Genomic DNA, 24170 nt, shown 5'->3' on the forward strand with positions numbered 1-24170 from the left:
ATACCATAGCACAAAAATTTCATTACAGAGGTAGAGGTCCACAGAGACGTGTTCAAGAAGATTTGCACCAGATTAATCAAAAAATTCGGGCAAGAGAAGTACGTTTAGTAGGTGATAATGTGGAACCCGGCGTTTATTCGCTAGAAAAAGCTCTTGAAATAGCAAAAGATCAGGAATTAGATTTGGTGGTTATTTCAGATAAAGCAGAACCGTTTATTTCCAGAATTCTGGATTATAAAAAGTTTCTCTATGAGCAAAAGAAAAAGCAGAAAGAACTAAAAGCCAAGCAAGTAAAAGTAACGGTAAAAGAAATTCGATTCGGACCTCAGACAGATGAGCACGATTACGAATTCAAAAAGAAACATGCCGAAAAATTCTTAGAAGAAGGTTCAAAATTGAAAACCTACGTTTTCTTTAAGGGACGTTCGATTATCTTTAAAGATCAGGGAGAAATCCTTCTTCTTAAATTAGCACAGGAATTAGAGCACGTCGGAAAAGTTGATCAGTTACCTAAATTAGAAGGTAAGAGAATGATTATGATGATGAGCCCGAAAAAACCGGCCAAATAATTTGAATATTTGTTGAGGTGACGATTTAAAAATCACTTTGCCTTAATTTATAAAAATACTAAAGAGACTTTTTAGAAGTCTCTTTTTTTTTGCATTAAACTCTCCGCTATTTTAAAGAGGTGATTTTGTTTTTGACACAATCTCACTTCTATAATTTTTTTGAATGAAACTTCAATAGAATTTATGTTTTTTGCTGTTGTGTTAAAAAACTTATAAAGTTGAAGTTAACCATTCTTTTGTCATCACTTTTGATATTAAAATTAATTATTATTAAATCACAATTATTAATATTAAAAATTAAAATATGTCATACACCATCGTGGGAATGTTCCCAAAGAACGAAGATTTAAGTAAAGTATCAGAACAGTTAAACAATGCAGGTTTTCCAAAAGAAGATTATACTGTTTCGCGCTATTCTACTGCTGGAATTAATGAAAAAACGTCAGGTGATTCCAAATTGGAGGCACACGAAAAAACTTCAGGATTCTGGAACTGGCTTTTCGGAGATGATGAAGAAGAAAAAAACAAATACAGTTACGCCAGTAGCAAGAGTCATATTGTAACGGTTTACACTGATGATATGGAACGTGCAGAAAAAGCGAGAAAAATCATGAATGATAAAGGAGCGATTAATGTAAACGAATTCACCAAAGAAAGATATCCGGAACCTACTGCGAAACATAATGATTTAACTGAAGCGCAATACGCCAGAATTATCAGTAAAGCAAAAAACAATCTTTATTTTACCGATGGAACTCGGTTTTATGACACTGCAAGTGATGGAATGGAATCAGATATGGATTCGGAAGGACCAAGAAATACCTATTAAAAAAAATAATTATATCCAAATTCCATCATATTCAAATCTTTTTTTCAAAGTACGAAACTGGATGATGTACCTCAAAAATAGGCCAAATAAATTTTACGATCTTATGATGTGCGGATTTGGAGATTCATCGTTTTGGATTAAAAAATAAAAAAAGAGATTCTTTTGAAGTCTCTTTTTTTATTGATAATCATTCGGGAATTTTACACCAAAATCATAGCGCTAATGTATCGGTCTGAAAATGACCTTTTTCATGCAGATACCAATACCTCAAACTGAAAAGCAACCCAATAAATGTCATTCCCACTCCGACCAGTGCGGGATAATTGAAGGAATATCCATTTTCCAACGGAATTCCGCCTAAAAAAGCACCGAGCGCATTTGCACCGTTGAAGCCCGCCTGCATAAAAGCAGCTGCCATCATTTCACTATTCGGCGCGGCTTTCATCATCATAATATTAATCGGTGCCGCGACCGCCATCGACAGTCCGCCACATATAAACGTGAGGATCAAAGAAACAGTTTGATTTTCCGAGAGGAAAAATACGCCGACGAGCGAAATCATCATTAAAAACAATAAAAGAGAACACGTTTTCTCAGCTCCCAAACGATCCGATAAAAATCCACCAGCCAGGTTTCCGACGACCATACCCGCACCCGCAAGTACCATTACATAAGCCATGTAGGCGCTGTCTATTTTTGACACCTCTGTCATCAAAGGCGTAATATAACTAAACCACGTAAATAATCCGCCAAACCCGATCGCCGTAATCAGTAGTACCAACCAAGACTGTCTGTGTTTCAGAAATTTTAATTCTTCCAAAAAATGAGTTTCTCCTTTTCTTTCGATGTTCGGCAGCCAAAATTTTAGAGAAACTAACGTTACTATTCCAATAAATCCTACAATTACAAAATACCAGCGCCAGTTAAAAGTATGACCAATATACGTAACTAAGGGAACCATCGCGAGATTTGCGACGGTGAGTCCTGTAAACATCAGTGAAATATTAAAGGCTTCTTTTCCTTTCTTTGCCATTCTTGCTGCGACCACTGTTCCCACTCCGAAGAAAGCACCATGCGGCAAACCGGAAAGAAACCTGATTATCAACATGGTAGAATAATCCGGTGCGAGTGCCGAAAGTCCATTGAACAAAGTAAATATCACCATTAAAGCGATTAACACTTTTTTAGGTGGAAATTTTACGGCATATCCTATAATTAAAGGTGCGCCAATAACCACACCCAAAGCATATGCTGAAATTAAATGACCAGCCTGGGGAATGGTAATCGCTAAAGTTTTCGCGATGTCGGGCAATAAACCCATCACCGCAAACTCCGTGGTTCCGATACCTAAACCTCCAAGTGCCAGTGGGATAATTCTTTTATCTAAGTTCATTTTTCTATTATTGAAGGTGCAAAAATGAGAAAAATATTTCACGATCACCTCTATTTCTGTTATTTAAAAATGATTTATACCATCGACCGCATCTTTAAGGAATTCAAATACATGAGTCGCTAAAAAAGTTAGAACACTATTAAATTAAAAAGTAAAGCGAAATCTTATCAGATTTGATAAAGAAATTTATAGTGATATGACGGATTCCTCCAGTAATATAAATGAGGTTTTATTCCTGAGTACTTGCAATATTTCAAGAGTTGATTTATAATCAGCACACTCTCCCACTCTTTTAGTAAGCATCGAAAAGTACCAATGTGAATCGGTAGATTTCCCTTTTTACTTAAAATTTTATGCAACAGCATAAAACTGCTAATTCCGAATATTCCAAAAAAACCTTATATTAATCAGAAAAATAAAAACGATGGACAAACTAAATTTACCACCGAAATCTGAGAATTTCCCGTGGCTGATCATGTTACTGATGTCGTCGGTGACTTTTGTAGGAATACTTTCGGAGTTAATGCCTTCTGGCGTTCTGCCTCAAATGATGGATGATTTAAAAATAACGGAAGGGCAAACCGGCAACCTCGTCGGATATTACGCAATTGCCTCCGCAATTTTTGCCATTCCCCTTATTTCTATGACGATGAAGTTCAACCGTAAAATGCTTTTGCTGATTTTACTCAGCGGTTTTTCGATCTCGAATATTGTGGCGGGATTGCTGCATGATTATTCCCTGATTATTATTTTAAGAGTAATCGGTGGAATATGTGCCGGCGTAATGTGGCCTATGATTGCTGCGTACGGGATGCGACTCGTAAAAGAGAACCATCACGGGAAAGCCATCGCTGTAATTATGGCGGGAAATACTTTAGGAATCAGCGTCGGTATGCCAGTCATGACTTTCATCGGAAATGAATACGGCTGGCGAACAGAATTCATTGGACTCGGTGTAGTCATTTTAGGAATCGCACTGATCAGTTTCTTCACTTTACCCTCAACTCCTGGAGAAAAACTGACTAAAGGTTCCTCGCCTTTTGCACTTCTCAAAATTCCTGAAGTTCTAATCGTACTGTTGCTAACTTTGTTGGCCGTAATCGCTCATTACGGCGTGTATGTTTACATTACAGGCCTTGTAGATGAAATTCAACTTGCGGGAGGAATAGAAAGTGCTTTGCTTCTTTTCGGCACCGGCTCTCTGATTTCAGTACTGCTCGCCATCAAATATACCGACCAACATTTAAGACTGCTGACGGTCGCGATGTTCGGTTTGCTGATTATTTCGATGGGATTGTTTTTGATGTTCGGAAGTATTACGGGAATCGGTCATGTCGCTTTCTTTTTATGGGGACTTTCCTTTGGCCCGTTGGTCACTTTATTACAGGCTGCCGTAAGCAGACAGGTAGAAAGTGCAAAAGATGTCGCGACTTCCGTGCAGTCGTCGGTATTTAATTTATCGATTATGATCGCCACTTCACTGGGAGGAATCTTACTTGCCCAGTTTTCACCGATGAGTTTAATTTATTTAGCCATAGGTTTATCGGTACCAGGCTTGGTCATCTCTTTCTTGTCTAAAAAAAGTCTGGGTTCTGCCTTGTAATTTTATTCGACTCAAAATAAAAAAGACTGCTATCTATTTGATAACAGTCTTTTTTGGTTTAAGTTTTTGTCGATGTAAGAATCGCTAGATTTAGATTTCCTTTGAAGAAATAATGTTATTCTTGTGCTTTCCTGAACTGCAACAAGTATTCTTTATTAAAGATCTAAAGCAATGTTGAATTCCTGTTCTTTTTTGCGAAAAAGGAAGTCGCCGTTTCGGACGGAAGCAAGCACCTCTACTCTTTTTCGAATGGCTTCATATACCGAAGTTTCATTAAGAACAATAAAGTTCGCAGGTTTACCAACATCTAAACCATAATGATTCTGAATGTTTAAACACGTTGCACCGTTATAAGTAATCAAATCAAAATTACTTGCTATTTCACTCGGCGACATGATCTGCGCTAAATGAATTCCATTGTCTAGGATATTCATCATATTTCCGTTTCCCATCGGATACCAAGGATCGTTGATGGAATCCTGGGCGAAAGCCACATTAATTCCTTCTTCAATAAATTCCTTTACTCGCGTTAGACCGCGGCGTTTCGGATAGGTATCCTGACGTCCCTGAAGATAGGCATTCTCGGTTGGACAGGAAATAAAGTTCATCTTACTTTTCTTGAAAAGATCCATCATTCGGAAGGCATAGGAATTATCTGCTGAACCAAAGGAACAGGTATGACTCGCGGTTGTTCTGGTTCCATAATCTTCCATCAGCACCAACGCATTGAGCAGTTCTACGAAACGTGAGTTGGGATCATCGGTTTCATCACAGTGAACGTCGATCTGTTTGTCATATTTTAAAGCCAAGTCTACAATGTCATGAATGGATTTTTCGCCAAATTCCCGGGCCGGCTCATAATGCGGAATTCCACCCACGACATCAGCGCCCATTTTTAGGGCTTCTTCTACTAAATCCCGTCCGCCTTTGTAGGTATACATTCCCTGCTGAGGAAAAGCAACGATCTGAATATCGACGGTATCTTTCAGATCCTGTTTCATTTCGAGCATCGCTTTAAGCGCAGTGAAATTTGGATCGGTAACATCAATATGTGTTCGGATGTGCTGAACTCCCTGAGAAACCTCGTCCTTAATTCCTTTCATTGCGAGTTTTTTCACACTTTCTACGGTCAGCGTTTCTTTAAATTTTGGCCAAAGTTCAATCGCTTCGAAGAGCGTTCCTGAACCCGCGCCTTCCTGACCCAGTTCAGATAAGGTATATACATAATCCAAATGCAGATGTGGATCTACATAAGGCGGCAAAACCAGTTTACCTTTCAAATCGATTTCCTCTTCACAAGATGGAAGGTGAGTTCCGATGTGCGTAATTTTTCCATTTTCTACGATAATCTCTGTAGCATCGGGATTGCGATAAATTTTCGCATTAAAAAATTTCTTTTTCATAATAAATTATTTTAATGTTTCAGATGAATCTCTTTTTTGATCTGTCTATTAAATTACCTGGAAGTTTTAAAAAAAAATCGACCAAGTCAAAAGTTTGATATTCAGATTATAAACATCAATAATATAGTGAAAAGAAATATTAATTCCAAATTTATCTATTTGTGAAAGTAGGTTTTGCGTGGCGGAAAAGAATAAAGCACAAAGACATCTAAAAAAGATTTTTGAAATGTATTTCTAAATATAAGAGGATTTATAGTTGTGGCAGTTTTTAATTCAATTGAAATTAAAGAAGATGCTTTTCCATTTTAATATTGGCTCTGTCATAAAGTCCTTCGTCCATTTTTGTTTCGTTAAAACCATATTTGCGGTAAAGATCAATAGCAGACTGCAATTGGGTGTTGGAATATAAAATTAAAGTTTTAATTTGTTTTTTTTTCGCGACCTGCAGACAGTGTTCGAGCAAAAGTGTTCCGATTTTATGGCCTTGTGCTTTTTCGGAGACGGCCATTTTTCCCAGTTCAAATAGGTTTTCGTCTTTCTTTAATAATGAAGCGGTTCCCACGATTTCGCCATTGAGTTTTGCATAAAAAATAAAACCACCTTTATCTATGATTTCTTCTTTTGGATGTGAAAGCGACTGAAGATCGGTTGGTTCCACTTTAAAATATTTTTCGAGCCATTCGTAATTGAGGATTTTGATGGCTTCTTTCAAGTCGTCTGAATAATCTATTATTTCAATTTTATTTGATGTCATAATTTTTGGATTCTGAATTTAATTAGTTTCTACGAATTACTACTTGCAAACGTTCCAACAAAAATAATTTAAAAATGTTGAAAGTTTAAATTCTAAAAATGAGGACTATGGTAGAATAATCTGATTTAATAATAAATCTTGATAGTTGACGTTGCTTCTGCGTGAGGGATAGAAACGGTTACCCCACAGCAAGCGCTGGGAAAAGCATTGGCGCGACGAGTAGGAGTGGATAGCCCGACCTGAAGGAGGGAATGGTCTCGTCTTCAGTCGAGATGATAAACGACTGAAGGGCACGCCTAAATATTTAGTAATATTCGAATACAATATCTTTTTGTAATTGACCGAAATTTTGTACTTTTGCAGTCTGAAAAACATGGAGTGTTCTGAACAAGATGCTTTGAGTTTGGAAGAAAGACATTGATAACAAATATAAAAGCAGCAAGAAAATGCCAAAATTAAAAACGAAATCAGGTGCTAAGAAGCGTTTTAAGCTTACCGGAACCGGAAAGATTAAAAGAAAAGGTGCCTATAAAAGCCACATCTTGACCAAAAAAGAAACGAAGCAAAAGAGAAATCTTACGCAGACTTCTTATGTTGCAGAAGTGGACAAAAAGAGTGTTTTACGTCAATTAGCTTTAAAGTAGTTTTTTATAAATCATTCGGTTTATAAGAATTCAACAAATTCAGAAATTTTAACCCTGAAACGGTGCAGAAAAGTGTAATGAAATAATTTACCGCCCTTTTCAAAAAAACAAATTTAATTATGCCAAGATCAGTAAATGCAGTAGCTTCTAGAGCTCGCAGAAAAAAAGTTATTAAATTGGCCAAAGGTTATTTCGGTAGAAGAAAGAACGTTTGGACAGTTGCAAAAAATGCCGTACAAAAAGCAATGCAATATGCTTACCGCGGTAGAAAAGAGAAGAAAAGAAACTTCAGATCTCTTTGGATCACGCGTATTAACGCTGGTGCAAGAGAACACGGTATGTCTTACTCCCAGTTTATGGGCGCTCTTAAAACAAACAACATTGAATTGAACAGAAAAGTTTTAGCTGATTTAGCAATGAATCATCCTGAAGCGTTCAAAGCAGTTGTAGATTCAGTAAAATAAATGTAAAATTTTTTGTTATCAATTATAAATCCTAAACGTTTGTTTAGGATTTTTTTATATATTTGATAAAAAAAATTACATGAAAAAGATTCTACTTTCTTCTTTCTTCCTTTTTTCTACATTTGGCTTCTCCCAAAGTTTTATACAAGCATATAAGGATAGAGCCACTCAAGTTAAGCAAACAAATATTAATACTATTTTAAATGATTTTGCAGCACTTGGTATAAAAACAACTGGTTCTACATCAAATAATAATGCGTTGGCCTGGCTAAAAGGTAAATATGCTGAATTTGGCTATGAAAGCACTCAAATCACAGAAAATAAATTCACTTACAGTGGCAAACAAAGCACTAATCTTATCGTTACAACAACAGGTACAGTTTACCCTACTAAATTTGTAATCATTTGTGGGCATTACGATACTATTAATGGTCCAGGTGTTAATGATAATGGTTCTGGAACAGCAGTGATTTTAGAGGCTGCCAGAATATTAAAAAATATCTCAAATGAATATTCCATCAAATTTATCCATTTTTCTGGAGAGGAGCAAGGTTTACTAGGAAGCAAAGCGTACGTTGATAATGTTGTTAAAGCAACCAATCCCAAAATGGACATTGTTCTTGTACTTAATCTAGATGAAGTTGGTGGTGTAGCAGGAAAGGTCAATAATCAAATTGTCGCTGAAAAAGACGGAACTCCTACATATCCTGCTGGTGGAATGTACTCTGGTTATCCATCTACCAACAATGCTGCTTCTGCTGTAAAAACAACGGAGTTAAAAAATTCGATCTTGAACTATTCCAACATTACTCCTGTAGATGGTTATATTGAACGTTCGGATTATATGCCTTTTGAAAAAGAAGGCTATGTTGTAACCGGATTATATGAAGCTAATCAAAGTAACAAGCCGCACACTGCAAGTGATACTTATGTGAATATGGATCCCGTTTATGTTTATAATGTTGCACAAGGCGTTGTGGGAGCCATACAACATTTTTCTACAGCAGATATGTCCCTCACACTAGGTACAAACGATACCAAGAAAAATTTGAAAGACCTAGTAAGTATATTCCCTAACCCAGCAAATGATTTTGTAAATATTGGATTGGAAGGAAAAGGATATGCTACAACTATTTTAGATCTTTCTGGTAAAGTAGTTCTGCAATCAAAAGATCAACAAAATTTAGACACTTCAAAATTGAAAAATGGGGTGTATATGGTACAGGTTACCACGACTGGTGACAGCACCACTAAAAAATTAATCATTAAGAAATAAATTCATTTTTTAAACCTCTTGAAAAACCTGACTCAAAGTCAGGTTTTTTCCATTTAAACTTTATTTCCGGCTTCTTTCCATCAACACTTCTTCGATTTCCGGTAAAGTAAATGCTTTTGCTTTCAATAAAATTAAAAAGTGATAGAGTAAATCTGCCGCCTCATTTTTAAACAAATCGGCATCATCATCTTTTGCTTCGATGACCAATTCTACGGCTTCCTCTCCTACTTTCTGCGCCATTTTATTAATGCCTCTTTGGTACAAATCATAGGTATAAGAATTTTCAACTTTCTGATCAATTCTTTCGGAAATGGTTTCTTCTAATTCATATAAAAAACCCTTCGAATTTTTATCTTCAAAGCAACTGAAAGTTCCGGTATGACAAACATTTCCAGCAGGCTTTACCTGAATTAATAAAGCGTCGGAATCACAATCTTCTTTGATATTTTTTACATAAAGGTAATTCTCAGAGGTTTCTCCTTTTAGCCAAATTCTATTTTTGGTTCGGCTAAAAAAATGAACCCGTCCATCTTTTTGAGTTAATTCTAACGCTTCCTCGTTCATGTATCCCAACATTAAAACCTGTTGTGTACGGTCATCCTGAATAATTACGGGAATTAAACCATTTCCTTTTTCAAAATCTAATTTCATCATCTTATGGATATTTTGTTTTGTTTTAAATTTTCTTTTAAGTCAACTATTTTTATTTCATTAAAGTGAAAAATACTCGCTGCTAAAGCGCCGGTTACTTTTGTTTCGGTAAAGACTTCGGTGAAATCCTCCATCTTTCCGGCACCACCAGAAGCGATAATTGGAAGGTGACAAACTTGTGAAACGTTCTGCAGCATTCGGATATCGAAACCATTTTTCGTACCGTCAAAATCCATTGAAGTCAGCAATAGTTCTCCGGCTCCTAAATCAGCAACTGTTTTCACCCACTCCAAAGTTTTTAGTTGAGTTTGAATTTTCCCGCCGTTAATGAAAACATAATCTTCACCATTTATATTTTTGGTATCGATGGCAACTACGACGCATTGATTTCCGAATTGTTGCGCTATTTCCCGAACCAATTCTGGTCGTCGAACTGCAGCAGAATTGATGGAAACTTTATCGGCACCGGCTTTTAATAAGGCTTCAACATCTTGAGCGGAAGAAATTCCACCGCCAATTGTAAAAGGAATATTGATTTCTAAACTGAGTTTTTCAACCAGTTCAATTAGAGTCTTTCTTCCTTCTAAAGTCGCCGTAACATCCAAGAAAACCAATTCATCTGCGCTGTCATTGACATATTTTTTGGCGAGTTCAACTGGATCTCCGGCAATTCTTAAATCTTCAAACTGAATTCCTTTAACCGTTTTTCCATCTTTAATGTCCAAACACGGAATGATTCTTTTTTTCAACATTTTATAAAAATTTTTGAAGTTCTTTTAAAGTAATTTTCCCTTCGTACAATGCTTTTCCGATAATCGCTCCAGAACAACCGAGTTCTTTTAAATCATCCAAATCTTTCATCGAGGAAATTCCTCCACTTGCAATTAAAGAGATTTCACATTGACTTAAAATTTCTTTGTACAACTCGAAAGAAGGTCCTTGCAACATTCCATCTTTTGAAATATCGGTGCACATCACATCCTTAATTCCTTTATTTTGATACGATTGAATAAAGGCAATTACATCAAGATCAGAATCTTCTAACCAACCTGAGGTTTTTACTTTTCGGTCTAAACAATCTGCGCCTAAAATTAATTTCTCTGCCCCAAATTCTTTGATCCATTCTTCACACATTTCTGGATTTTCTACTGCAATACTTCCAATCGTAATCTGATTTGCTCCAGCATTAAAAGCACTTTCCAAACTTTCCCGTGTTTTAATTCCACCGCCGAAATCAATAATCAAATTTGTTTCAGAAGCGAGGATTTCTAAAGTTTTTAAATTTTTAATAGTCTTCGCTTTTGCACCATCCAAATCGACCAAATGTAAATATTGAATTCCATTTGTTTCATATTCTTTCGCAATATCGAGTGGGTTTTCGTGGTAGATTTTTTTCGAATTGTAATCTCCTTTTGAAAGTCGAACACATTTCCCGTCGATAATATCTATGGCTGGAATTATTTTCATTATTAAAGTTTTAAGAAGTTTTGAAGAACTAAAGAACCAACATCGCCAGATTTCTCCGGGTGAAACTGTGTTCCATAAAAATTATCTTTCTGTAAAGTCGCACTGAAAGGTAAAATATAATCACATTCAGAAGTCGTGTTTTCGCCAATCTCACAATAATAACTATGAACAAAATAGAAGGTATCGGTTTCTGAAATTCCTTCTAAAAGAGGACCATTCATCTTCTGTAAATTATTCCAGCCCGTGTGAGGAGCAATATCTGTCGAGGGAAATTTCTTCACTTTTAAATTAAAGATTCCCAAACATTTGGCATTTCCTTCTTCCGAAAAATCGCACAGTAATTGCTGACCCAAACAGATTCCTAAAAAGGGTTGTTTCAAAGTCGGAATTAATTCATCCAATTTTTTCAGTCTCAAATAATTCATCGCAGTTGACGCTTCTCCAACTCCCGGAAAAATAACTTTTTCAGCATTTCCAATTTCTTCCGGATTTGAAGTAATCAAAGTTTCATAACCCAACTTTTTTACGGCATTTTCAACGGACTTTACATTTCCGGCAACGTAATCGATAATCGCAATCATAATATTCCTTTGGTGCTTGGGATGGAGAAATTATTGTCGTCTCGCTTCACTGCATTCCGTAAAACTTTTGCAAATGCTTTAAAAATAGATTCAATTTTGTGGTGTTCATTTTCTCCTTCACATTGAATATTGAGATTGCATTTTCCAGTATCTGTGAATGATTTAAAGAAATGATAAAACAATTCAGTCGGAACATCACCAATTTTTTCACGTGTAAAATCGACATTCCAAACCAGCCAATTTCTTCCACCAAAATCCAATGCAACTTGTGCCAAACAATCGTCCATCGGCAAAGCAAAAGCATATCTTTCGATTCCTTTTTTCGATCCTAAACCTTGCTCAAAACAAGTTCCTAAAACCAAAGACGTATCTTCAATCGTGTGGTGTTCATCAACCTGCAAGTCACCATTTACCAAAACTTCTAAGTCAAAATTCCCGTGTTTTGAAATCTGCTCGAGCATGTGATCAAAGAAAGCCAAACCAGTCTTAATATTCGATTTTCCGCTTCCGTCGAGATTTAATTCAATTGAAATTTCGGTTTCTTTGGTTTTTCGATTGACTTTCGCTTTTCGTGGAATTTGTTTTAAATATTTATAAATCTCGTCCCAGTTCTTCGTTGTTAAAGTCGCATCTTCGAAAGTCTTTTCCGCTATAAAAATTGATTGTGTTCCTAAATTCTTTGCCAACTCAACATCAGTTTTTCGATCACCGATGACGAAGGAATTTTTCAGATCGTAATTGCCGTAAATGTATTTTTGAAGCAATCTGGTTCTTGGTTTTCGATTGGGAGAATTTTCAGATTCAAAACTGTGATCAATTAAAATATCTGAAAAAACAATATTTTCATTGGCCAAAGTTTTCAGCATTTTCTCCTGTGGAATTCGGAAATTTTCATCCGGAAAAGAATCGGTTCCCAAACCATCTTGATTCGTAACCATGACCAATTCGTAATCCAACTCCTTCACAATCTTGGCTAAATTCTGAATCACTTTTGGATAAAATTCTAATTTCTCCAAAGAATCTACTTGTAAATCTGTCGGCGGTTCTATAATTAAAGTTCCGTCGCGGTCGATGAATAATACTTTTTTCATGATTGGTTTATTTCTGATAATACTTTTAATAATTGTGAATTTTCTTCAGCAGTTCCAACACTAATTCGAAGGCAGTTTTTTAAATTGGGATGTCTTAAACTTGTCAAAATATTTTTGTCTAATAATTTCTGATAGATCAATTGTGCATCTTCAAATTCAACGAGAAAGAAATTAGCATCGGAAGGATATATTTTTACGACCTCATTAATTTGATCTAAACCTTCTTTTAATTTTCTCTTTTCTTCCAGAATGAAAGAGATGTTATTTTCGATTTCTTCCACTTTATTCAATTTCTCCAAAGCCAATTTTTGACTTTCTGAACTGATATTGTAAGGAGGTTTAAGTTGTATGAACAAACTGGCAATTTCAGGTGAAGATAATCCAATTCCAATGCGTAAACCAGCCATTCCAAACGCCTTTGATAAAGTTTTCAGAACAATTAAGTTTGGATATTTATTTAATAAACTAACTGTAGAATCTTCAGGAGAAAACTCAATATATGCTTCATCGACAACTACAATTCCATTAAAATTTTGAATATAAAATTCTAAATCAGCAATCGAATTTCCCGTTGGATTATTCGGTGAACAGAGAAATAAAACTTTGGCCTGACTTTTTGAAACTGTATTTAAAAACCAATCTTTCTCTAATTCAAAATCAGAATTCAGTTCCAGTTTTTCAACCTGAAGATTATTCATCTTTGCATAAATTTGGTACATCACAAAACTCGGATTCATAATCAGAATGGAATCTTTCGCTGGTTCGCAGAAAATTCGCATCGTCAAATCAATCAATTCATCGCTACCATTTCCTAAGAATAAATTCTCCGTTTTTGCTAGATTAATTTCAGCCAGTTTCTTTTTTAACTGAATTGGATCACCATCGGGATAACGGTTAAATTCACCGAACGGATTTTCATTCGCATCCAAGTAAACCGCTTGTTTATCAATATAAGAATCGCGCAAAGTCTGGTAAGAATTCACTCCCACTAAATGTGGCCGAATCATTTCATTTAAATTAAATTCCATTTTGTAAAGATTTTAAGCGCAGTGAAACTGCATTTTTGTGAGCGGTCAAACCTTCCGCTTCTGCCATAATTTCGATTGTTTTTCCAATATTTTGAAGTCCGATTTTCGAAATTTCCTGAATGGTGATTTTCTTAACAAAACTATCGAGCGAAACGCCGCTATAGTTTTTAGCAAAACCGTTGGTTGGCAAAGTGTGATTGGTTCCGCTCGCGTAATCGCCGGCTGATTCCGGCGTGTAATTTCCAAGGAAAATAGATCCTGCGTTTGTAATTTTAGAAATATAACTTCTCGGATTTTCGACCGATAAAATTAAATGTTCAGGTGCATAGAAATTACACATTTCAAGGGCTTCATCCACAGATTTCAATAAAATACAAAGGCTGTTTTCTAATGCTAATTTTGCAATATCGTTTCGTGGAAGTACAATTAATTGTTTTTCAATTTCATTTAAAGTTTCATTAAAAGTGATTTCATCCGTCGAAATAAAAACGACTTGCGAATCGGTTCCGTGTTCCGCTTGAGACAATAAATCTGCGGCGCAAAATTCAGGATTTGCCGTTTTATCTGCAATCACTAAAACTTCGCTTGGTCCTGCTGGTAAATCGATGGCAACATTATATTCCATCGCCAATTGTTTTGCTTGCGTCACAAATTGATTTCCGGGACCGAAGATTTTATCAACTTTAGAAATCGTTTCTGTACCGAAAGTTAATGCAGCAATCGCTTGTGCGCCACCAACTTTGAAAATTTTTGTAATTCCACACAATTGCGCTGTATATAAAATTGCAGAATTAATCGAACCGTCTTTTTGCGGCGGCGTACAAAGAATAACTTCTTTACAACCCGAAATCTGAGCAGGAATTCCCAACATTAAAACCGTTGAAAAAAGTGGCGCTGTTCCGCCTGGAATATACAATCCTACTTTTTCAATCGCTCTTGATTCTCGCCAACAAACAACTCCTTTTGCAGTTTCAATTTCTTGAGAAAGTTCTTTTTGAGCAACGTGAAATTTATAGATATTTTCTTTAGCATGATTGATTGCGGTTTTTAATTCTTTTGAAACTTCATTAATTGCAAATTCAATTTCTTTTTCAGAAACCAATAAGTTTTCAATACTAACCTGATCAAATTTTTCCGAGAATTCTTTTAAGGCAGAATCTCCTTCATTTTTCACTTTCAAGAAAATTTCCTGAACTGTATTTTTTAAATCTTTCTTTTCCAGCGTTGGTCTTTGTAGCAAAGTTTCCCACGTATTTTGCGCTGGATATTTAATTATATTTTTCATGATCAATTAAATTACAAAACCATTTTTTCAATTGGAATCACCAAAATTCCTTCGGCTCCAAACTTTTTCAATTCATCGATAATTTTCCAGAATTCATTCTCGCGAACAACAGAGTGAATACTACTCCATCCAGATTGTGCTAAAGGCAAAACCGTTGGAGATTTCATTCCTGGCAAAACCTCGATAATTTTTTCAATAGAATCGTTTGGAGCATTGAGCAGAATGTATTTATTTTCTCTTGAATTAATGACTGCTTGAATCCGGAAAAGAAAAGATTCAAGAATGATGGAAATATCTTCCGGAATATTTCGGCTGGAAATTAAAACGGCTTCACTCTTTAAAACTTGCTCCACTTCTTTCAATCCGTTGTGTAACAAAGTACTTCCACTACTAACCAAATCAGCAATGGTATCTGCTAAACCAATGCTTGGAGCGATCTCGACACTTCCGGAAATTTCAACAATTTCTGCATTGATATTATTTTTATCAAAATAATTTTTAAGGATTGATGGATAAGATGTTGCAATTTTTTTCTGATTGAAAAAACTTAAGTCGGTATATTCCTGGTCTTTCGGAATTGCGAGTGATAATCGACAGTTTGCAAATCCTAACTTTCGAATTAAATCGACATTTTTGTTTTGTTCCAAAACTTCGTTCTCTCCGATAATTCCAATATCTACAATACCTTGTTCTACATATTTTGGAATATCATCATCGCGAAGAAAGAGAATTTCTAAGGGAAAATTGGTGGCTGAATTTTTTAATTTACTTTTAAAATCCGGAATTTTAATTCCACATTCCTGCAAAAGTTCTAAGGATTTTTCGCTTAAGCGTCCGGTTTTTTGAAGGGCAATTTTTAATTTGTTCATGTCAATTTTGAGATTGGGTCTGAACAAATGCTTTAATTTTGGATACAAAAAAAACCGTCTTTGCTCAGACGGTTTTTTATTATTTTATTCATTTAATGCCATAAATTAATCAACTCGTCTTTAGATGAGATGATGATGATGGAATAAAGCGATTGTATTTTTCATGTTGTTTTAACTGTGCAAATATATCTAATAAAAAATTGAACCTGCAAGAATTAATTTCTATTTAACTATAACTTCTTGATAAACAGCGTATAAATTTTTAGCGATTTCTTCATCATTAAATTTCTGAACAAATTTTAAACTTTTTTCTGCTCTGCGATTTCTTTCAGATTCATTATTCCAGAGAAATAAAATCTTGGCTTTTAGGTCTTCGAAACTGTGAGGATTGATGTAAACAGAATTCTCGCCACCTGCTTCTGGCAGACAACTGACATTACTTGTAATCACTGGTGTTCCTGAAAAAAGAGATTCGATAACAGGAATTCCGAAACCTTCAAAAAAACTTGGATAAACGAAAACATCTGCTAATTTATAAACTGCCGCCAATTCTTCCATCGATACATTTTCTAAGAACTGAACTTGATTTTCTAATTTATTCTTAACTAAATATTTTTTGACTTTGTTAAAATATTTTGTTTTTTTTCCAATGACGACTAAAGGGATTTCTGCTCCATGAATGGCTTTGACAATATTCAATAAATTTTTTCTTTCTTCAATCGTTCCAACATTCAGGATAAATCTTTCAGGAAGATTGTATTTTACTTTAATTGAATTTATAAATTCTTCGCTTTGATTTTCCTTAAAAACATGATGGCAACCTTGATAAACGACACGAATTTTTTCTTCCGGAACTTTTAAAAACTGAATAATATCCTGCTTGGTCTGTTCAGAAATTGCGATTATTAAATCGGCTTGTTCTGTGGCTTTTTTGAATTTCCAGAAATGAATTTTACGGTCAAAAAAAGAATAATATTGTGGAAATCTCAGGAAGATTAAATCGTGAATAGTGACTACTTTCTTAATCGGATTATCGGTCCATTTTAAAGGTAATTCACCAGAAAGTCCGTGGAAGATATCGGCGTTAATCTGTTGTGCATCTTTGCCCATTTTAAATTGTCGCGACATTGTTCCTTTTGAAGTTTCAACGAAAGAAACGTTGGGCAAATTCAAAACATCTTTCCCTTTTTCGGATTGCTCTTTATTTAAAAGCACATATTTATTTTCCGGAAAATAAGTCGCTAAAATCCGAACCAAATCGCGGGAATAGTTTCCTAAACCCGAACTGTTATTGAAAAACCGTTTTCCATCAAAAGCAATTCGCATCTTAAAAATTTTTAGAACGGATAATATAATTCGGTCTTTCTTTCACCTGTTTGAAAATTTTGCCCAGATACATGCCTATAATTCCCAAAATAATCAACTGCAAACCACCGAAGAAAACTACGGTCATAATTAAAGAAGCCCAACCGGAAATTTCAGTTTGTGTGACAAAAGAATGAATGACATAAATTACATATCCTAAAACAGCAAATACCGAAAAGATAAATCCAAGATACGCCGCTAAATAAAGAGGTTTCACACTGAAAGCCGTAATCCCAGTAAAGGCAAAACGAACCATTTTATTGAGGTTATAACTGCTTTCACCCGAGGCTCTTTGTGCGGCGATATAAGGAACGCCGATCTGACGAAAACCTACCCAAGTAGATAAACCGCGCAAGAAAATATCGGTTTCGTTCATTTCGCGAACCACGTCAACTACTGAGGAGTCCATCAATCGAAAATCTGAACCACCACCCTGTACGAGATTTACATCGGAAATAGTGGATAGCAAATGATAAAACAGAATTGACGTTCTTCTTTTGAAAGCCGAGATTTGTTTAGGATAAGTTCGTATCGTATAAATAATATCGAACCCTTCTTCCCACTTTTTAATCAGGTCGGGAATCAGTTCTGGCGGATGTTGTAAATCAGCATCCATGGAGATTACAGCGTTTCCGTTAGAGCAATCCATACCGGCTTTTACGGCAGGTTGATGTCCGAAATTGCGGGAGAATTCGATGAATTTTACTTCTTCAAACTGACTTGATAATTCTTCTAATTTGGCTTGAGTTTGATCGCGACTCCCATCATTTACAAAGATAATTTCGAAAATGTAATTGTCGAGTTTAGCGAAAACTTCTTTGATTCGCTGATGAATCAAGGCGACATTGTCTTCTTCGTTATGAGCGGGAATGACGATGGAAATTTTCTTCACTTTTGAAAAATTAATTAATCGAGTTGGTAATCTTTGGCGAAATCTTTGGTCAGCAATTCATAAATAACGCGGAACCAAACGATGCAACAAGGTAATGCTTTTAGGGAATATTTCATAATATAATTATCCTTGATGAATTTCGGAAATAAATCGGAAAAGGAGAAACAGGTTAAAATGATTACGAAAATTAACATTCCGATAATTAAAGGCGATTTTTCTTTTTGCATCAAGAACCAAATCATGACTCCAGCCACGGCGATAATGAAAGTTGGAGATTCTGAACCCGAACTAAAAAGCACGATGAATAAAAGTGTTGACGCCAATATCATCAATTGAAACGGCAGATTTTTATATTGCTTCACTCTTAAATAAGGCAAGCCAAAAAGGGCCATTCCGGGAAGTAAAAATGTAAGATTAGAAATATCAGCATTTCCGGAAACCCGTCGTACAATTCCCATCAGTGAATAATCCTGGCGATTTCCTAAAACCTGATTGGAAGCATTTTTTTCTGACAACGACTGAAACCAATCGGCATACGATTGAATCCCAAAATGAGCACTTGAAAGTACCATTGGCAATATCAAAAATAAAATACCAAATCCTGCTAATGATAAGATAAACCTCCATTTATTCTTAATAAAAAAGAAAGCGGAAAGTCCAGCAATTCCGTATAACTTGACGAAAAATCCTATTAAAATTGAAATGGCTGACTGGGTTTCTTTTCTTTCATAAATGTAGACTGCGGATAACATTAATAAACCTGTCAGCGCTATATTGAACTGTAAACTCACTGCAGCCGTAATAAATTCCTGCAAACATAACCAGGCGAAAAACGCTTTTTTAGCGTTAGAAAAAGGAAGTTTATGAATGGCAAAAAGGAACACCAAAGTATTGGCAACATTCCACAAAACCATGCCCAACCAATCTGGCATGATCGCAAAAGGTGCTATTAAAACACTAAAGAAAACTCCATAATGATTGGAATCAAAATGAACATCTGGATATAAAAGATAAATATTTTTCTCGGCTAAAGTATTGGTAAAAACATTTTTAAAAATCATGTAATTATTATACTTTTCCGGTCCACCACGATATTTTGTAATGGCTGATAAGATGGTCACAAGAAGATAAATCCCAAAAATATATTTGAGATTTGATATGAATTTTAAAAATTTATCTTTCAAATTAATGTAGAATTTAAAATTAAACCGCTACATTATTTTCTCTTAAAGCATCATTCAAAGAGGTTTTCTTATCCGTAGATTCTTTTCTTTGTCCGATGATTAAAGCACAAGGAACCTGAAATTCTCCGGCGGGAAACTGTTTGGTATAACTTCCGGGGATTACTACCGAACGAGCCGGAACCCTTCCTTTAATTTCAACTGGTGTTTCACCCGTTACATCGATGATTTTTGTAGATGCGGTTAGAACAACATTTGCTCCTAAAACGGCTTCTCTTTCTACGTGAACGCCTTCTACCACGATACATCTTGAACCAACGAAAACGTTATCTTCAATGATTACCGGTGCTGCTTGCAAAGGTTCTAAAACCCCTCCAATTCCTACTCCACCACTTAGGTGAACATCTTTTCCGATTTGTGCACAACTTCCTACTGTTGCCCACGTATCGACCATGGTTCCAGAATCTACATACGCTCCGATATTTACATAAGATGGCATTAAAATTACGCCAGGCGCAATGTACGCACCTTCTCTTGCAACTGCGTGCGGAACAACGCGAACACCTTTTTCGGCGTACCCTCTTTTCAAAGGCATTTTGTCGTGAAACTCAAATGGACCCACTTCGATCGTTTCCATTTTCTGAATTGGGAAATACATCACGACTGCTTTTTTCACCCATTCATTGACTTTCCAGCCATTATCTGTTGGTTCAGCAACTCTAAGTTCTCCTAAATCCAGTTGACGGATTACTTCGCGGATTGCTGTTTTGCTGTCTTCATTCTGTAACAATTCTCTGTTGTCCCAAATATTTTCTATGGTTTGTTGTAACATATTTTATCGTTTATTTTTTTATTTGTGTGCTCTTTTGTTGTTAATAAAAATATTTTTTTTAACGCAAAGGCCGCAAAGTTTTTATTATATAATGTTTTTCGTTCGTTTTTTAAGGGCGAAAAGGCGTTACACTTAGCAAAGTTCACAATGAAATTCCCTTTCTATTAAATAATAGATAATTCCTTTCTGTAATAAAACTGGATACAAATTTACAAAACTCTTCGGGCGAAAAGATAAGCATTGTTCCAATACTTTTCATTAAGTGATGAAATAATTACACCTTTGGAAGTGGAGGAATGAATGAATTTAACTTCACCATTATTACCGATATCATGCACGATTCCAACGTGATTTACTCTCCTACCCCCTGAGGTTGCGAAGAAAACCAAATCTCCGGGTTTTGCCTCTTTAATCGAAATTTCTTTTCCCTGATTGGATTGATCTTCAGAACGGCGTGGGAGTTTGGTGTCATTCTCATCGAAAACTTTACAAACCAGGCCAGAACAATCAAATCCAGAAGAAGTATTTCCGGCATATTTGTATGGTGCTCCCAAATATTTCTGAGCATCTTTCAATAATTCATTCACCGTGTTTGAGTTTTTCCCTGAATAATAAGATTCCAAATTTTTTAAACCTGCTGATTTTACAACAGTCTTGGTGGGAATTGTTCTTTTAACTACCACATTTTTTGAAGAACCACAGGAGATCAAAACTACAGTTGAAAAGACAATCAAAAGATATTTTTTCATTTTTATTTTTCAATTTTTTCAAAATTAATGAAAATATTTAAATTTGCGTTTAAATTATTTGAAATTTCCTTTTTTAAAAGCCTTTCCAGAAGCATTTTTAAGTTATTTCGATTCTACTTTAAAAAAAAGGATTTATATTTAAAATCCCGAAACATCTAAAATTAAAAATGACGTATCAAGATTATAAAACTTATTTTAAAAAAGAGATTTCCGAAAAGTACACAGATTCTGAAAGTTCAATCCTGTTCGATATTTTCGTGCAACATCTTATGGACTGGAATCAATTTGCACTTCGAAAAGCAATGACTGAAAAAGTTGAAAATAAACAATCAAAGGAACTTCAAAATATCATTGATGAGTTAAAAACGGGAAAACCCTATCAACAGATTTTAGGTGAAACAGAATTTTACGGTTTAAAGTTTTTCGTTGATGAGCATGTTTTAATTCCTAGACCAGAAACGGAGGAACTTTTGGAACTGGCAATTGAGAAAATTAAGGCTGGAAGTCGGAAGTCGGAAGCATTTAAAATTCTGGATATTGGAACTGGGTCTGGGATTATTCCGATTGTGTTAAAAAAACATTTTCCGGAAACAGAAGTTTCGGCGATTGATTATTCGGAAAACGCTTTGAAAATGGCACAAAGAAATGCGGAGTTTCATCAGGTTGAAATTAATTTTATTCATCAGGATTATTTGAAGGCAAATTTGATTGAGGTTTATGATGTTATTATTTCTAATCCGCCTTATATTGGAATGGAGGAAGAAGATGAGATTGCAGACTCGGTAAAAGAATTTGAGCCTAAAATGGCGTTGTTCTCGCCGACGTCAAATGCGTTGATTTTCTACGAAAAGATTGCAGAAGATTGCAAAAATCATTTGGCTAAAAATGGTTTTGTTTTTCTGGAAATTAATCAGAAGTTGGGTAACGAAACTTTGGAACTTTTTACGGATGTTTTATCAGAAGTGGAATTGATGAAGGATTTATCGGGGAATGAGAGGATTGTTTGGGGACGTTTTTGAGTGATTGGTTGATTGAGTTATGGAGTTGTTGAAAATTATCAAACTTTCAAGGTTTAGGAGTTTTGGGAGAGATTACTTTGTCGGTGTTTCTACTTCTCGCAAAGTTGCGAAAGCCTGTTCTCATTGATATTTATAATATTCTTAGAGCCTGTTTAAAATTATCAAAAAATAATTTTAAACACATTAGTCACATAAGTTTTAGGAAAAAAATACTTTTAAAAGCTCTCATAAGTTTCGAAAATCAAAGATTTTCAACTTTGTCTTCTAAATATTTTCAAAGCGAAAACTAATTCTTATGTGTCTAATTTGTTTTATTAAAATTTAAACGGACTCTTAAAGTTGGATGAACTAATTTTTTAATTTAATATAATTGTTCGCATACCCAAACAAAAAATTATTAACTTGATAAGGAAATTGCTCATACAATGAATTTCCTTCATTGAAAGAAAACCCATTTTTAAAATCTTTTTGGGCTTCTAAAAGTAAAATTTCACCTTCTTCTTTTTTATTAAGATTTATTAAAGAAAGTGCTTTGTAATATTTGGCATCCGAAAATTTCTCATACTGTTCTAGTGATTTATTGAGATTGTTTATTGCATTCTGATAATTTCCTTTTTCATATTCTATAATTCCTAAATAAAATAGTTCATAAGGATTTACGAAATTATTTTTCTGTCCAAATGCAATTGATTTTTCAATAAACTTTTGGGCTTTGTCAAATTCATTTAACTGCAAATAGCACAATCCTATCCAAAAACTGTAAGGATGATCCATTATTATTCCGTAGTCACCATTGATTTTCGTTAAATAATTAAACTCTTCCAAAGATTCGGAATAGTTCTTTTGGAAAATACATTTAATAAAAGCTCTGTATTCTCGGTAATGATTTGTAGAATCAAGTTCGATGGCTTTATCTAAATATTTCATCCCAAGTTCATATTTTTTTTGCTTAAATAAGGGCATTGCTTTTTGTTGCCAAAAAAAAGGTTCTTTCGGAAGAATGGCAATTAAAGAATCTAAATAAAGTTGATGTTCTACAGAAAAAAGAGAAACCTTGGCATCTTTAGTGACAAGCTCTAAAAAGATTTTCTTTTGCGTTGCATCTAATTCTTTAATCATACTTGAATTTTGAGAAAAAAGTAAGAAAGGAAAGAATAGAGTTAATAGTTTAAGGGTGATTCTCATTAATTTTTGTTTGTAAAAATGTTATAATCATTATATATTTTAAACGGCTTTACAACACTTATAAATAATTTCTAAAGTAACTAATTATTTCGGTTATCAGATTATTCGTATTATTGTTAATTCCATGATTCGCATCTTCGTAAATTAATAATTTTGTTGAAAATTTATTAGATTTCAATTTATCAAATAATGCAAAAGCATTTTCCACATTAACTCTTTCATCATTGGCTCCATGAATAATGAAATTTTTCAAGTTCTTATTTTTCAGTAACGGAATGGAAAGCAACGATGAGCGTTTATCTAATTCTTTATTCGGTTTTTTTTCAAAATCGGGAATGAGTTCTTTATAAAGCTGAACCATTTCTGGTCTGTCTTTTTGGTTTAAATCTGCAATTCCGCCGACTGTAATATTCGCCATTATTCTATCCGTTTCTTTCAAGACTAAGAAATTGGTCATAGCACCTCTGCTAACTCCTAACATGCCAATTTTATTAGCATCAGCATTACTTTGATGATCAATAATTTCTAATAATTTTAGAACATCTCCAATGTCTTTTCCTCCAAATTCATCTTTCCCTTCACTTCTACCACTTCCGCGTAATTGGGAACCAATAATAATAAAGCCTCTTGCTGCTATTTTAGATAGAAAATCAGTTAGTGTTGATAACGTCACCGTACCAAACTCTCTGTTACCACCTCGATTAAAAATAATTACCGGATAAGTGCCTTCTGCTTTTGGCTCGATTAAGAAACCTCTTATTTTAAGATTATCAATGGAAGAATAATTATATCCATAAATATTTACCGAATCCAGGTATTTATATTCTTCTTTAAAAACCGGTTGTTCGTTTTTATTTTTCGCAGTATATCCTTCATGTTTTTCTGTAAATGCCTGTTCAAGATTAACTAACGAATTTTGCGCGCTAAATATTCCGGATATCAATAATAGATAGAGGTAAAATACTTTTCTCATTAGGACTGATAAATTTTTAATAAAGTAAGAGTTAAAGGGACTTTATAAATTGATTTTAAAATAGGTG

General features: G+C 34.7%; 25 protein-coding genes. 7 read left to right on the forward strand and 18 right to left on the reverse strand.

Going from position 1 to position 24170, the window contains the following annotated elements:
* The first annotated feature begins 62 nt into the window (after positions 1-62).
* Together infC and PUH65_RS10780 are read left to right on the forward strand one after the other, a co-directional pair.
* Positions 63-569 (forward strand): translation initiation factor IF-3, encoded by a 507-nt coding sequence (infC, locus tag PUH65_RS10775; RefSeq protein WP_305520009.1) that lies wholly within the window; start codon positions 63-65, stop codon positions 567-569.
* Between the two features lie 304 nt (positions 570-873).
* On the forward strand, positions 874-1398 hold the full coding sequence (locus PUH65_RS10780; protein ID WP_305520010.1) for a hypothetical protein: 525 nt from the start codon (positions 874-876) through the stop codon (positions 1396-1398).
* Positions 1399-1609: 211 nt separating this feature from the next.
* On the opposite strand, the gene PUH65_RS10785 is transcribed toward PUH65_RS10780, so the two are convergent.
* A complete protein-coding gene (locus tag PUH65_RS10785) occupies positions 1610-2791 on the reverse strand; it encodes an MFS transporter (RefSeq protein ID WP_305520011.1) in 1182 nt (393 codons plus the stop codon).
* 424 nt (positions 2792-3215) lie between these two features.
* Here PUH65_RS10785 and PUH65_RS10790 point away from each other — a divergent pair, with 424 nt between their 5' ends.
* Positions 3216-4394: an MFS transporter gene (locus PUH65_RS10790; RefSeq protein WP_305520012.1), complete on the forward strand. Its 1179-nt coding sequence runs from the start codon at positions 3216-3218 to the stop codon at positions 4392-4394.
* Between the two features lie 155 nt (positions 4395-4549).
* On the opposite strand, the gene PUH65_RS10795 is transcribed toward PUH65_RS10790, so the two are convergent.
* Positions 4550-5797, reverse strand: a complete 1248-nt coding sequence (locus tag PUH65_RS10795) for an amidohydrolase family protein (RefSeq protein ID WP_305520013.1) — start codon at positions 5795-5797, stop codon at positions 4550-4552.
* A gap of 283 nt (positions 5798-6080) precedes the next feature.
* Positions 6081-6551, reverse strand: a complete 471-nt coding sequence (locus tag PUH65_RS10800; RefSeq protein ID WP_370692039.1) for a GNAT family N-acetyltransferase — start codon at positions 6549-6551, stop codon at positions 6081-6083.
* Between the two features lie 446 nt (positions 6552-6997).
* Between PUH65_RS10800 and rpmI the strand changes: the two genes are divergently transcribed.
* The 3 genes from rpmI to PUH65_RS10815 all read left to right on the forward strand — a co-directional run bounded on the left by rpmI (position 6998) and on the right by PUH65_RS10815 (position 8935).
* Entirely contained in the window at positions 6998-7195 is a 198-nt protein-coding gene (rpmI, locus tag PUH65_RS10805) for a 50S ribosomal protein L35 (protein WP_034716458.1), read from the forward strand.
* A 119-nt stretch (positions 7196-7314) separates the two neighbouring features.
* Positions 7315-7659 (forward strand): 50S ribosomal protein L20, encoded by a 345-nt coding sequence (gene rplT / locus PUH65_RS10810; RefSeq protein WP_305520014.1) that lies wholly within the window; start codon positions 7315-7317, stop codon positions 7657-7659.
* 79 nt (positions 7660-7738) lie between these two features.
* Positions 7739-8935, forward strand: coding sequence for a M20/M25/M40 family metallo-hydrolase (locus PUH65_RS10815; RefSeq protein ID WP_305520015.1), 1197 nt, complete (start codon positions 7739-7741; stop codon positions 8933-8935).
* A gap of 60 nt (positions 8936-8995) precedes the next feature.
* Here the strand turns inward: PUH65_RS10815 and hisIE are convergent, their stop codons facing one another.
* The 13 genes from hisIE to PUH65_RS10880 all read right to left on the reverse strand — a co-directional run bounded on the left by hisIE (position 8996) and on the right by PUH65_RS10880 (position 20926).
* Positions 8996-9586 carry a bifunctional phosphoribosyl-AMP cyclohydrolase/phosphoribosyl-ATP diphosphatase HisIE gene (hisIE, locus tag PUH65_RS10820; RefSeq protein ID WP_305520124.1) on the reverse strand — a complete coding sequence of 197 codons (591 nt, stop codon included), beginning with the start codon at positions 9584-9586 and terminating at the stop codon, positions 8996-8998.
* Complete coding sequence (hisF, locus tag PUH65_RS10825) at positions 9586-10338, reverse strand: imidazole glycerol phosphate synthase subunit HisF (RefSeq protein ID WP_305520016.1); 753 nt, start codon at positions 10336-10338, stop codon at positions 9586-9588. Before hisF ends, hisIE begins: the two co-directional genes overlap by 1 nt.
* 1 nt (position 10339) lies before the next feature.
* Positions 10340-11053 (reverse strand): 1-(5-phosphoribosyl)-5-[(5-phosphoribosylamino)methylideneamino]imidazole-4-carboxamide isomerase, encoded by a 714-nt coding sequence (hisA, locus tag PUH65_RS10830; RefSeq protein ID WP_305520017.1) that lies wholly within the window; start codon positions 11051-11053, stop codon positions 10340-10342.
* A gap of 2 nt (positions 11054-11055) precedes the next feature.
* The gene (hisH, locus tag PUH65_RS10835; RefSeq protein WP_305520018.1) at positions 11056-11634 is read right to left on the reverse strand and encodes an imidazole glycerol phosphate synthase subunit HisH; all 579 of its coding nucleotides are present in this window, start codon (positions 11632-11634) and stop codon (positions 11056-11058) included.
* On the reverse strand, positions 11631-12725 hold the full coding sequence (gene hisB, locus PUH65_RS10840) for a bifunctional histidinol-phosphatase/imidazoleglycerol-phosphate dehydratase HisB (RefSeq protein ID WP_305520019.1): 1095 nt from the start codon (positions 12723-12725) through the stop codon (positions 11631-11633). The genes hisH and hisB overlap by 4 nt, the downstream gene beginning before the upstream one ends.
* Positions 12722-13753 carry a histidinol-phosphate transaminase gene (gene hisC, locus PUH65_RS10845; RefSeq protein WP_305520020.1) on the reverse strand — a complete coding sequence of 344 codons (1032 nt, stop codon included), beginning with the start codon at positions 13751-13753 and terminating at the stop codon, positions 12722-12724. The genes hisB and hisC overlap by 4 nt, the downstream gene beginning before the upstream one ends.
* A complete protein-coding gene (hisD, locus tag PUH65_RS10850) occupies positions 13743-15038 on the reverse strand; it encodes a histidinol dehydrogenase (protein WP_305520021.1) in 1296 nt (431 codons plus the stop codon). The genes hisC and hisD overlap by 11 nt, the downstream gene beginning before the upstream one ends.
* Before the next feature lie 11 nt (positions 15039-15049).
* Positions 15050-15907, reverse strand: coding sequence for an ATP phosphoribosyltransferase (gene hisG / locus PUH65_RS10855; protein ID WP_305520022.1), 858 nt, complete (start codon positions 15905-15907; stop codon positions 15050-15052).
* 222 nt (positions 15908-16129) lie between these two features.
* Positions 16130-17233 carry a glycosyltransferase family 1 protein gene (locus PUH65_RS10860; RefSeq protein ID WP_305520023.1) on the reverse strand — a complete coding sequence of 368 codons (1104 nt, stop codon included), beginning with the start codon at positions 17231-17233 and terminating at the stop codon, positions 16130-16132.
* A 1-nt stretch (position 17234) separates the two neighbouring features.
* Positions 17235-18164 (reverse strand): glycosyltransferase family 2 protein, encoded by a 930-nt coding sequence (locus PUH65_RS10865; RefSeq protein WP_305520024.1) that lies wholly within the window; start codon positions 18162-18164, stop codon positions 17235-17237.
* 14 nt (positions 18165-18178) lie between these two features.
* Positions 18179-19354: a glycosyltransferase family 87 protein gene (locus tag PUH65_RS10870; RefSeq protein WP_305520125.1), complete on the reverse strand. Its 1176-nt coding sequence runs from the start codon at positions 19352-19354 to the stop codon at positions 18179-18181.
* Between the two features lie 13 nt (positions 19355-19367).
* Positions 19368-20177: a 2,3,4,5-tetrahydropyridine-2,6-dicarboxylate N-succinyltransferase gene (locus PUH65_RS10875; protein ID WP_305520025.1), complete on the reverse strand. Its 810-nt coding sequence runs from the start codon at positions 20175-20177 to the stop codon at positions 19368-19370.
* 209 nt (positions 20178-20386) lie between these two features.
* Entirely contained in the window at positions 20387-20926 is a 540-nt protein-coding gene (locus PUH65_RS10880; RefSeq protein WP_305520026.1) for a C40 family peptidase, read from the reverse strand.
* A gap of 167 nt (positions 20927-21093) precedes the next feature.
* On the opposite strand from PUH65_RS10880, the gene prmC reads away from it, so the two are divergent.
* Entirely contained in the window at positions 21094-21945 is an 852-nt protein-coding gene (prmC, locus tag PUH65_RS10885; RefSeq protein ID WP_305520027.1) for a peptide chain release factor N(5)-glutamine methyltransferase, read from the forward strand.
* A 348-nt stretch (positions 21946-22293) separates the two neighbouring features.
* Here prmC and PUH65_RS10890 read toward each other — a convergent pair whose 3' ends face one another.
* Together PUH65_RS10890 and PUH65_RS10895 are read right to left on the reverse strand one after the other, a co-directional pair.
* The gene (locus PUH65_RS10890) at positions 22294-23064 is read right to left on the reverse strand and encodes a tetratricopeptide repeat protein (RefSeq protein WP_305520028.1); all 771 of its coding nucleotides are present in this window, start codon (positions 23062-23064) and stop codon (positions 22294-22296) included.
* Between the two features lie 124 nt (positions 23065-23188).
* Complete coding sequence (locus PUH65_RS10895; RefSeq protein WP_305520029.1) at positions 23189-24103, reverse strand: S9 family peptidase; 915 nt, start codon at positions 24101-24103, stop codon at positions 23189-23191.
* Positions 24104-24170 lie beyond the last annotated feature (67 nt).

Origin of the sequence: Kaistella sp. SH40-3 (genome assembly GCF_030686865.1) — a bacterium.
Taxonomy (GTDB): Bacteria; Bacteroidota; Bacteroidia; order Flavobacteriales; family Weeksellaceae; genus Kaistella.

Excerpts from the sequence above, each read along its gene's own strand:
- PUH65_RS10780 (WP_305520010.1), top strand. The coding sequence starts at position 874 with ATGTCATACACCATCGTGGGAATGTTCCCAAAGAACGAAGATTTAAGT.
- PUH65_RS10785 (WP_305520011.1), bottom strand. The coding sequence starts at position 2,791 with ATGAACTTAGATAAAAGAATTATCCCACTGGCACTTGGAGGTTTAGGT.
- PUH65_RS10790 (WP_305520012.1), top strand. The coding sequence starts at position 3,216 with ATGGACAAACTAAATTTACCACCGAAATCTGAGAATTTCCCGTGGCTG.
- PUH65_RS10795 (WP_305520013.1), bottom strand. The coding sequence starts at position 5,797 with ATGAAAAAGAAATTTTTTAATGCGAAAATTTATCGCAATCCCGATGCT.
- PUH65_RS10800 (WP_370692039.1), bottom strand. The coding sequence starts at position 6,551 with ATGACATCAAATAAAATTGAAATAATAGATTATTCAGACGACTTGAAA.
- rpmI (WP_034716458.1), top strand. The coding sequence starts at position 6,998 with ATGCCAAAATTAAAAACGAAATCAGGTGCTAAGAAGCGTTTTAAGCTT.
- rplT (WP_305520014.1), top strand. The coding sequence starts at position 7,315 with ATGCCAAGATCAGTAAATGCAGTAGCTTCTAGAGCTCGCAGAAAAAAA.
- PUH65_RS10815 (WP_305520015.1), top strand. The coding sequence starts at position 7,739 with ATGAAAAAGATTCTACTTTCTTCTTTCTTCCTTTTTTCTACATTTGGC.
- hisIE (WP_305520124.1), bottom strand. The coding sequence starts at position 9,586 with ATGAAATTAGATTTTGAAAAAGGAAATGGTTTAATTCCCGTAATTATT.
- hisF (WP_305520016.1), bottom strand. The coding sequence starts at position 10,338 with ATGTTGAAAAAAAGAATCATTCCGTGTTTGGACATTAAAGATGGAAAA.
- hisA (WP_305520017.1), bottom strand. The coding sequence starts at position 11,053 with ATGAAAATAATTCCAGCCATAGATATTATCGACGGGAAATGTGTTCGA.
- hisH (WP_305520018.1), bottom strand. The coding sequence starts at position 11,634 with ATGATTGCGATTATCGATTACGTTGCCGGAAATGTAAAGTCCGTTGAA.
- hisB (WP_305520019.1), bottom strand. The coding sequence starts at position 12,725 with ATGAAAAAAGTATTATTCATCGACCGCGACGGAACTTTAATTATAGAA.
- hisC (WP_305520020.1), bottom strand. The coding sequence starts at position 13,753 with ATGGAATTTAATTTAAATGAAATGATTCGGCCACATTTAGTGGGAGTG.
- hisD (WP_305520021.1), bottom strand. The coding sequence starts at position 15,038 with ATGAAAAATATAATTAAATATCCAGCGCAAAATACGTGGGAAACTTTG.
- hisG (WP_305520022.1), bottom strand. The coding sequence starts at position 15,907 with ATGAACAAATTAAAAATTGCCCTTCAAAAAACCGGACGCTTAAGCGAA.
- PUH65_RS10860 (WP_305520023.1), bottom strand. The coding sequence starts at position 17,233 with ATGCGAATTGCTTTTGATGGAAAACGGTTTTTCAATAACAGTTCGGGT.
- PUH65_RS10875 (WP_305520025.1), bottom strand. The coding sequence starts at position 20,177 with ATGTTACAACAAACCATAGAAAATATTTGGGACAACAGAGAATTGTTA.
- PUH65_RS10880 (WP_305520026.1), bottom strand. The coding sequence starts at position 20,926 with ATGAAAAAATATCTTTTGATTGTCTTTTCAACTGTAGTTTTGATCTCC.
- prmC (WP_305520027.1), top strand. The coding sequence starts at position 21,094 with ATGACGTATCAAGATTATAAAACTTATTTTAAAAAAGAGATTTCCGAA.
- PUH65_RS10890 (WP_305520028.1), bottom strand. The coding sequence starts at position 23,064 with ATGATTAAAGAATTAGATGCAACGCAAAAGAAAATCTTTTTAGAGCTT.
- PUH65_RS10895 (WP_305520029.1), bottom strand. The coding sequence starts at position 24,103 with ATGAGAAAAGTATTTTACCTCTATCTATTATTGATATCCGGAATATTT.